Here is an 8934-nt window from a genome sequence, read left to right on the forward strand (position 1 = left end):
GCACCGCCGCCCGTCTTCGTCGGGCCCTCGCCGTACGTCATCGCACTCGGCGAGGTGATGCTCCGCTTCCACCCCGGTGAGGGCCGCATCCGCACCGCCCGCGAGGGAGTGATCGGCGCGATCGGCGCGGGCATGAACCGGTCGGCGATGCTCGCCCGCTTCCTGCGCGAGACCGCCGCCGACGTGGTGATGCCGGCCGGGCGCTGCACGCTGCTGGACCAGTCGGCGCTGGACGGCGTCCTGCCCACCGCGCGGGAACTGGCCAAAAGCGTGGTCGCCGTCGGCGTGTTCAACTCCGGGCTGCTCTCCCACGACCGGCCCGCCGAGGGAATGATGTACGACTGCCGGGAGGCTCCGCCGGAGCGGGTCGCGCGCGCCCGGGAGATCGCCCAGGTCTGCGCGGAGCACGGGATGAGCCTGCCCGCCGCGGCCATGGCCTTCCCCGGCACGCATCCCAGTATCATCAACGTCACCCTGGGCATGCGACATCTCGAACGGGTCGAACGAAACGTGCAGCTTTACCATCGGCCCGTTCCCGACGGTTTGTGGGCCGATCTTCGCGCTCGGGGCCTGATCAGGGCGGACGTGCCGGCGCGGGCCGGTCGCGGGAGGAGTGCGCGGTGTCTTTGACCGACAAGGCCATCGAGCACATCCGTGAGCTGATCCGCAGCGGCGCGCTGCCTCCGGGTTCGAAGCTGCCGCCGGAGGCGGACCTCGCCGCCCAGCTGGGTCTGTCCCGCAACCTCGCCCGCGAGGCCGTCAAGGCACTGGCCGTCGCACGCGTGCTGGACGTCCGGCGAGGCGACGGAACGTACGTGACCAGTCTCGAGCCCAGCCTGCTGTTCGAGGGCCTCGGCGGAGCCGTGGAACTCCTCCAGAGCGACTCGGCCGCACTGCTGGACCTGATGGAGGTCCGCCGGCTGCTGGAGCCGGCGGCCACCGCGCTGGCCGCCACCCGGATCTCCGACGACCAACTGGCCGAGGTCAAGCGCCATCTGGACGCCATGCGCGAGGCCCGCGACGACGTCGAGCAGCTCAACGCCCACGACGCGGCCTTCCACCGGGCCGTGATCTCCGCGACGGGCAACGACTCGCTGCTCACGCTCCTGGAAGGCATCTCGGGCCGTACGCTGCGCGCCCGGATCTGGCGTGGCCTGGTCGACGACCAGGCCGCGGGCCGCACCCTCGCCGAACACGAGTCGATCTTCACGGCCCTCTCCACCCGCGACGCCTTCCTGAGCCAGGCCGCCGCACTCCTGCACGTCAACAACACGGAGCAGTGGCTGAGGGAACACCTTCACGCCTCGGAGTCACCCGTCACCGGTTCAGTGGGGCGTCGACGGGGAGCTCCGGCCAAGCCCCGCCGCCGGGAGGGGTGAGGAGCTCCCAGGGGCTGCCTCCCTGCGGACGCCCTGCCAAGCCATGTCGGCGGAGCGTCGGCTCCCTCCGGGATGAGACGGCCGGGGCAGGAGATCGGCAGCAGCCGCATCACGCGCATCGCATCAGGAATCGGTCTGCTTCACCGTCGGCCATGCTCCTGGCTGCGGAAGACGGTCCGGTGCCGGGTGCCTGCCGCTATCGGTGGTGCGGCGGGTGGGGTGGCGGGGGCGGGATGGTGTCGATGCCGGGTGCGGGCTCGGGCCACACCAGCAGGACAGGGCACGGGGCGTGGTCGACGATGAAACGGCTGGCATGCCCGAGACTGCGCGGCCCGAGATGGGTACGGTCACCGTCACGGGCGAGGATGAGCAGGTCGGCGCCCTCGGCCGCGGCGACGACCTCCCGCTCGACGCGGCCGGTCCGCTCGACACGGGCGCACGGGCGGCCCAGACGCTGCGCGGCCTCGGCCAGGAATGTCTCGGCGGAGGCGGCGGCCAGATGCTCCACCTGCGTGCCGGGGTCGCGTTCGCCATGGCCGCGGCCGAGCAGACCGGCGAAGGCGCCGTGCGCCGCGCCCGGGACGTCGGCCGGGGTGACGTGGAGCAGCACGATGTCGGCGTCGTCGGGCGCGTGGGCGCGGGCGGCGTCGATGCCGGCGGGCCAGGTGCCCTCGGTGATCCAGGCGATGACTTTCATGACGGTCAGCCTCCGATGAGGGTGAGCGAGGTCCACAGTGCCACCACCGACACTCCCAGGGCGGCAGGCACGGTGAACACACCGAGCCGGGTGAACTGGCCGAGTTCGACGTCACTGTCGTGTTCGTGCACGATGCGCCGCCACAGCAGCGTGGCCAGGGAGCCGGCGTAGGTGAGGTTCGGGCCGATGTTCACCCCCAGCAGGACGGCCAGGACCGCGCCCGGCCCGGACGGGGCGGTCAGCGGCAGCAGCACCAGAACGGCGGGCAGGTTGTTGATGACATTGGCCAGCACCGCGGCCAGGGCCGCGATGCCGAACAGGGCCACCAGTCCCGTACCGCCCGGGATCAGGTGCCCCAGCCCCGCCGCCAGCCCGTTGTCGACGACCGCGCGGACCACCAGTCCCAGGGCCAGGACGAAGGCGAGGAACGGCACCGCGGCGGCCCGCACAATGGCGGTGGGCGTGCTGCGGCGCTGGGCCAGAGCCCGCACGGCGAGCACGAGGGCGCCGGCGAAGGCCGCCCACGCGGGGTTGACGTCCACCATGGAGGTGAGGACGAACCCGGCCAGCGTGCAGGCCACTGTGACCAGGGCGAACACCGGCAGTTCGCGTTGCTCGGCGATGCGCGGGGCCTGAGCTCCTGCGTCCAGGTCGGTGGCGAAGAACCGGCGGAAGACCACGTACTCGGTGGCGATGGCCACCAGCCAGGGCAAGGCCATCAGGGCGGCGAAGCGCGTGAAGCTCAGCCCGCTGGCGGCGAACGCGAGCAGATTGGTGAGGTTGGAGACCGGCAGCAGCAGCGACGCGGTGTTCGACAGGTGGGTGCAGGCGTAGACGTGCGGTTTCGGCCGGGCACCGAGCCGGGCAGCGGTGGCGAACACCACCGGCGTCAGCAGCACGATCGTGGCGTCCAGGCTGAGCACCGCGGTGATCACCGACGCGGCTGCGAACACCTGCACCAGCAGGCGGCGCGGGCGCCCCGCCGCGCTACGGGCCATCCACGCCCCGCACGCGTGGAACAGTCCCTCGTCGTCACACAGTTGGGCAAGGACCAGGACGGCCGCAAGGAACCCGATCACCGGCCCGAGCCGCTCCGCCTCCTCACGGGCGTGCCCCAGCGAGAGCGCCCCGGTGGCGATCACCACGCCCGCAGCCGGGACGGCGACAACCGCCTCCGGCCACCCGAACGGGCGAACGACGGCACACGCCAGCACCGCCAGCAGCAGAACGACGGAGACAGCCTCCGCCACAGATGAGTTCACCACTTGATCTTCCCCCGCCCGCTACCTGCCCGCGCGACCTGGCAAGGGCGGGGCCGCCTGCCGGGCAGCGAACGGACCGGAGCGCAGTTCGCATCACTGCTGTCGAGCGCCATGGAGCGGTGCGTGACGCGGCAGATGGTGCCGGCAGGGTGTCTCGTGCCTGAAGGGCGCTGAGGATGGCGTCGTGTTCCCGGCGCCGGGAGGGCGAACGCGACGAGGATGCCGGCGGCGGCCAGGACAGTCCGCCTCCGCGGCGCTGGACCTCGCCGGTCATGGCGGCGACGGTGTCGGCGCGGGGCAGCGGACGTCCCTGCGGACGGCGGCGTGACCGGACGAGTTCCCGGAGCAGCTGAGCATGAGCCGTACCCCTGCCTGAGAGGCATCGGGGAAGAACCCTTCTACTGTGTGCGCAGCGAGCAACGCCCGGTCACAAGGAACGCCATGTCCGACAGCCCCGCCCCGGCGCAGTCGCCGGGAACCAGCCGCAGCACCTCGGCGACCATCCCGCCGAACATTCTGCGCTGTCTCACCCCGGTCACCGACGGGTACGGAGTCGACCTCCGGCCCGAGCTGAGACGGGTCGGGCTGGACGAGACGATGATGCGCTCGGGGGCGCTGCGGGTCTCCTACCGTCAGGGCAGTGCCGTTATCCGGCGGGCGCTGGAGCTCACCGGTGACGCTCACCTGGGCCTGCGGGTGGGTGCCGTGCAGCACCTGACCTCCTGGGGCCTCCTGGGGTTCGCCCAGATGGCCGCGGAGACGCTGCGGGAGGCCATCGAGACGGGCGTGCGCTTCCAGAACCTGTCCGGGGCGATGGTGGTCTGGTCGGCGGGGCAGGAGGAAGCCGGCTACGTGCTGCGGGCCGCGCTGCCCGATCCCGCCCTCGATCCGGCGGTCGCGGTCTTCCTGGCCGAGGAGGCGTTCGCCAGCGTCGTCGCCCTCACACGGCTGAGTTCCGGTGAGGAGTTCGCCCCGCAGAGCGTCGAGTTCGCCTTCCCCGCCCCACGCGACAGCGAGCCGTTCACCGAGCTGTTCCGCTGCCCGGTACGGTTCGACGCCGTGGGGAACAGCTTGGTGTTCCCCACGGCATGGGCCGGGCGGCCGATGCCGGGCCGCGACCAGGTCACCTACACCGCCGTCGTGGAGCTTCTCGGGGAGCAGGCGGCGTCGAGGCGCGATCAGCAGGATCTGCTGGAGGTGCTGGAGATCTCGATCGCACAGAGCCTGCCCGACGTGCCGTCCTTCGTCGAGCAGGCCCGACGGCACGCCTCCAGCGAGCGCACGCTGCGCCGTCGCCTGGCCGAGTGCGGCACGACGTACGAGGCGGTCGTCGACGGGGTGCGCCGCGAGCGGGTCGAGCAGCTGCTGCGCCGCCCCGGGCTGACCCTGCGTGACATCGCCCGGCAGGCGGGCTTCTCCGACGTGCGAGCGCTGCGGCGGGCGGTGCACCGCTGGCACGGGGTGACCCCCGCCCGGCTGCGCGGGGAGACCGCGGAACGGTAAGGGGGTGCCCACGCGCCAGAAACCGTCTTTGAACCTCCCGCAAGACCGCGGCGCCCGCGAAACCGCCGGCCGTATCTGCCACCACCGGTGGTTCGTACTGCCGCACCGCCGCACCTACCCCCGACCAGGACGACCCAACGGGCCACTCCCGCAAGCGGGCCGATCCCCAGCCGGTGTCGACGATGTAGCGCAGGGCGTCGACGATCTCGCGTCGGGTCGGCGGACCGGTGGGCCGCGGCCGCGCCGGTCACGTCACCGGTTCGTCAGACCTTCGTGGTCGAGCGGAAGGGACACCGTGAACACCGTCGACCCCGGCTCACTGGCCAGCGTGAGGGTGCCGCCGTGGGCGCAGACCAGGGAACTCGCCACGGCGAGGCCGAGGCCGCTGCCACCGCGGTCGCGGCTACGGGTTCTGTCGACACGGTAGAAGCGGTCGAAGATCCGTTCCTGGTCGGCGGGCGGGATGCCGGGGCCGGCGTCCGCGACCCGCACCACGGCCCTGTCCTCCTCCTGCGCGACCTCCATCCGCACCTGCGTACCGGCCGGAGTGTGCACGGCCGCGTTGGTGAGCAGGTTGTCCAGGACCTGCCGGATGCGGTGCGGGTCCACGCGCAGCTCCAGCGGGGCCGGAGGGGACGGCACCGTCAGCGGACGGTCCGGATGGCTCGCCCGGAAGGCCGCGGCCGCCTCCTCGACCAGCCCGGCCAGATCCGTGTCCTGCAGCCGCAGCGGGGCGTCCGCCTCCGCGGAGTCCAGGCGGGCGAGCAGCAGCAGGTCGTCCAGGAGCACGCCCATCCTGGCCGCCTCGGCGCGCAGCCGGGCCAGGTGCCTGTCGCGCTCCTCGGGGGCGTTGGCGGCGGCGTACTGGAAGAGGTCCGCGTAGCCCCGTACGGACATCAGCGGGGTACGGAGTTCGTGCGAGGCGTCCGCGACGAAGCGGCGCAGCCGCTGCTCGGCCTCGGCGCGCACGGCGAGGGAGTCGTCGATGTGCTCCAGCATCGTGTTGAACGCGGTGCGCAGCTCCTCGACCTCCGGGCCGCCGCCCCGCTTGTCGGCGCGCAGCGGCAGCCGCGCCGCCGACTCCGTCAGGTCGTGCGAGGTGATGCCGTGGGCGGTGTGCGCCATGTCGCTGAGCGGGTTCAGACCCCGGCGCAGCATCCGCCGGCCGAACACCACCAGTGCCAGCAGCGCGAGCCCGAAGGCGATGACCTGGACCGTGATCAGCCGCCGTACCGTGTCGTCGATGTCGGCCATCGGCGCGCCGCTGATCAGGACCACACCGGGCTTGACCTCGCAGGCGCGCAGCCGGTAGTCGCCGTCGCCCGTGAGGTCCGCGGTGCGCACGATCTCGCTGTCCGCGGCGGCCTGGGCCCTGGCCAGGGAGGTGAGGGGGGCGATGTCCTGGGGAAGGTCGCCGGTCTCCTCCGGCTTGCGGAGCACGGCGTTGCCGCCCGACACGTCGTACACGGCGTAGTACCAGCCCCAGTACTTCTTGCCCTGGAGAGTGCCGGTCTCCGCGACGTTCTTGGACTGGGCGACCTGGGCGAGCCCCAGTTGGTCGTCGAGCTGGTTCGACAGATAGTCCCGCATGTAGGTCGTCAGGGCCGTGCCGACGACGGCGAACACCACCAGCGCCAGCACCCCGAGCCCCAGCGCCAGCCGGGTGCCGAGCCGCAGTCTGCGGTAGCCCCGCGGCAGCCGCCCGATCACTCGGCGGCCTGCCGGATGACGTACCCGAAGCCCCGTATCGTCCGGATCAGCGGCTCGCCCGTGTCGTCGAGCTTGCGGCGCAGGCGGCTGACGACCAGCTCGACGACGTTCGAGCGGCCCCCGAAGCCGTACTCCCACACATGGTCGAGGATCTGCGCTTTGGTCATCACGGTCGGCGACTTGCGCATCAGGAAGCGCAGCACCTCGTACTCGGTGGGGGTGAGGGTGAGCAGCTTGTCGCCGCGGCGTACCTCGCGGGTGTCCTCGTCCATCGTCAGGTCCGCCACCCTCAGCACCGAGCGCTGGAAGCCGGGGCCGGAGCTGCGCCGCAGCACGGTCCGCAGCCGGGCCATCAGCTCCTCCACCGCGAACGGCTTGACCAGGTAGTCGTCACCGCCCCGGGTCAGCCCCGCCACCCGGTCGGCGACGCCGTCGCGCGCGGTGAGGAACACCACAGGCACCATCGTGCCGGTTCCGCGCAGCCGGTCCAGGACGCCGAAGCCGTCCACGTCGGGCAGCATCAGATCGAGCACCACGATGTCCGGGTGGAACTCGCCGGCCAGCCGCAGTGCCTCCTCACCGGAGTTCGCGGTGACCGCGTCCCAGCCCTCGTAACGGGCCACGGTCGCGACGAGATCGGCGATGGGCGGGTCGTCGTCCACGACCAGGAGGCGTACTTTTTCCACCCGCTCATACTGCGGCACGCGGCCGGTGAAGCCGTATCGCAGGGATCACAGCAGGCACATCGATAAGTAGTTGCAAGTTGTACGACAGGTTATCGACAGCTCCCGCCCGCCAAGCTCGGTCTCCCCAGGATCCGATGAAGGAGCTGCCGTCCCGTGACGACCGTCCAATCTCCGCCTGCGCCCCCCACGGCGATACGCCCCAGAGTGGTGGCCCGTACGAGCCTGTACGCCGTGCTCGCCGCGAACGCCGCCGTGGTCGCCTACTTCTTCGCCCAGGCGGGCTTCGCCTCCAACGCGCTGATCGTCATCGGCCGCCTCTTCGGCCTCTACGGCGCGCTCGTCATGGCCTTCCAACTGGTGCTGGTCGCCCGGCTGCCGTGGCTCGACCGCCGCATCGGCATGGACCGGCTGACCTCCTGGCACCGCCGGACCGGCTTCACGCTCCTGTGGACGCTGCTCGCGCACTCCGTCTTCATCATCTTCGGCTACGCCGAGGGCGCGAGTGTCGGCCCGATCACCGAGCTCGTGGACCTCGCCGAGACGACGGAGGGCGTGCTCCGCGCGATCGTCGCGTTCGGCATCATCCTCGTGGTCGGCGCCGTCTCGGCCCGCTACGCCCGCCGCCGCCTCGCCTACGAGACCTGGCACTTCATCCACCTGTACACGTACGTCGCCGTGGTGCTCGCGTTCACGCACCAGGTCGCCGTCGATACGACGTTCACCTCGTCGTCCGCAGCGACGGCGTACTGGTACGGCGTGTGGGGCGTGGCCCTCGGCGCGCTCGTCCTGGGCCGCCTCGCGCTGCCGCTGTGGCGCAACACGCGCCACCAGTTCCGTGTCTCGGCGGTCGTCCCCGAGTCCGACAACGTGGTCTCGGTCTACGTCACCGGCAAGGACCTGGACCGGCTGCCCGCGCAGGCCGGCCAGTGCTTCCTGTGGCGGTTCCTGACCCGCGACCGCTGGTGGCAGGCCAACCCGTTCTCCCTCTCCGCCGCCCCCGACGGCCACACCCTGCGCCTCACCGCCAAGGCGGCCGGCGACGGCAGCGCCGCCCTGCGGCACATGAAGGTCGGCACGCGCGTCTTCGCCGAGGGGCCCTACGGCGCCTTCACCACGCTGCACCGTGTGAGGTCCGAGTCCCTGCTCATCGCGGGCGGCGTCGGCGTCACCCCGATCCGGGCCATCCTGGAGGACATCGAGGGCCACGCGGTCGTCCTCTACCGGGTCTCCTCGGACCGGGACGCCGTCCTCTACGACGAACTGCGTGACATCGCCCTCGCCAAGGGCGCCGAACTGCACCTGGTCACCGGCTCGCCCGTCCCCGACAGGCTGGCGCCGAGCGAGCTGGCGCGGCTGGTGCCGGACATCGCCGACCGGGACGTCTTCCTGTGCGGGCCGCCGCCGATGATGAACGCGGTGCTGCGCAGCCTGGGCGAACTGAACGTGCCCAAGCAGCAGATCCACTTCGAGCGTTTCAGCCTGGCGGGATGAGAGACATCATGAAGCGAGCCATACCTGTCGTCGTCCTGAGCATCGCGGGCCTTGTCCCCGTCTGGCGCTACACGCCGTCGACTCCCGTAACGACGCCCTCCGCCTCCTCGTCCTCGGGCTCCTCCTCCGGCACCGGCGTCAAGGGCCCGACGGTGAACACCTCCAAGGGCCCCGTGCAGGTCCAGGTCACCTTCGACGGCGACAGG

General features: G+C 71.8%; 7 protein-coding genes and 2 pseudogenes. 5 read left to right on the forward strand and 4 right to left on the reverse strand.

Annotated features, from left to right (window positions below; genetic code table 11):
* Window positions 1-102: 102 nt before the first annotated feature.
* A pseudogene (locus AQI88_RS38185) lies at window positions 103-630 on the forward strand (aldo/keto reductase); the annotation flags it as partial.
* Window positions 621-1379 (forward strand): FadR/GntR family transcriptional regulator, encoded by a 759-nt coding sequence (locus AQI88_RS38190; RefSeq protein ID WP_067009238.1) that lies wholly within the window; start codon window positions 621-623, stop codon window positions 1377-1379. The pseudogene AQI88_RS38185 and the gene AQI88_RS38190, both read left to right, overlap by 10 nt.
* A 196-nt stretch (window positions 1380-1575) precedes the next feature.
* Here AQI88_RS38190 and AQI88_RS38195 read toward each other — a convergent pair whose 3' ends face one another.
* Together AQI88_RS38195 and AQI88_RS38200 are read right to left on the reverse strand one after the other, a co-directional pair.
* Window positions 1576-2076 carry a universal stress protein gene (locus AQI88_RS38195; protein WP_067009241.1) on the reverse strand — a complete coding sequence of 167 codons (501 nt, stop codon included), beginning with the start codon at window positions 2074-2076 and terminating at the stop codon, window positions 1576-1578.
* Between the two features lie 5 nt (window positions 2077-2081).
* Window positions 2082-3338: an SLC13 family permease gene (locus AQI88_RS38200; RefSeq protein ID WP_067009272.1), complete on the reverse strand. Its 1257-nt coding sequence runs from the start codon at window positions 3336-3338 to the stop codon at window positions 2082-2084.
* A 441-nt stretch (window positions 3339-3779) separates the two neighbouring features.
* Between AQI88_RS38200 and AQI88_RS38205 the strand changes: the two genes are divergently transcribed.
* Window positions 3780-4841 carry an AraC family transcriptional regulator gene (locus AQI88_RS38205; protein WP_067009244.1) on the forward strand — a complete coding sequence of 354 codons (1062 nt, stop codon included), beginning with the start codon at window positions 3780-3782 and terminating at the stop codon, window positions 4839-4841.
* 252 nt (window positions 4842-5093) lie between these two features.
* Here AQI88_RS38205 and AQI88_RS38210 read toward each other — a convergent pair whose 3' ends face one another.
* Together AQI88_RS38210 and AQI88_RS38215 are read right to left on the reverse strand one after the other, a co-directional pair.
* Window positions 5094-6551, reverse strand: coding sequence for a sensor histidine kinase (locus tag AQI88_RS38210; RefSeq protein WP_067009247.1), 1458 nt, complete (start codon window positions 6549-6551; stop codon window positions 5094-5096).
* Window positions 6548-7237: a response regulator transcription factor gene (locus AQI88_RS38215; RefSeq protein ID WP_079058070.1), complete on the reverse strand. Its 690-nt coding sequence runs from the start codon at window positions 7235-7237 to the stop codon at window positions 6548-6550. Before AQI88_RS38215 ends, AQI88_RS38210 begins: the two co-directional genes overlap by 4 nt.
* Before the next feature lie 153 nt (window positions 7238-7390).
* Between AQI88_RS38215 and AQI88_RS38220 the strand changes: the two genes are divergently transcribed.
* Complete coding sequence (locus tag AQI88_RS38220) at window positions 7391-8728, forward strand: ferredoxin reductase family protein (protein WP_067009251.1); 1338 nt, start codon at window positions 7391-7393, stop codon at window positions 8726-8728.
* An 8-nt stretch (window positions 8729-8736) separates the two neighbouring features.
* Window positions 8737-8934 (forward strand): annotated as a pseudogene (locus AQI88_RS44170) (FMN-binding protein); the annotation flags it as partial.

It is taken from the genome of Streptomyces cellostaticus (assembly GCF_001513965.1).
GTDB classification, from domain to species: domain Bacteria; phylum Actinomycetota; class Actinomycetes; order Streptomycetales; family Streptomycetaceae; genus Streptomyces; species Streptomyces cellostaticus.

What these genes read in the sequence shown, in the direction of transcription:
- AQI88_RS38195 (WP_067009241.1), bottom strand. Translation starts at nt 2,076, where the DNA reads ATGAAAGTCATCGCCTGGATCACCGAGGGCACCTGGCCCGCCGGCATC.
- AQI88_RS38205 (WP_067009244.1), top strand. Translation starts at nt 3,780, where the DNA reads ATGTCCGACAGCCCCGCCCCGGCGCAGTCGCCGGGAACCAGCCGCAGC.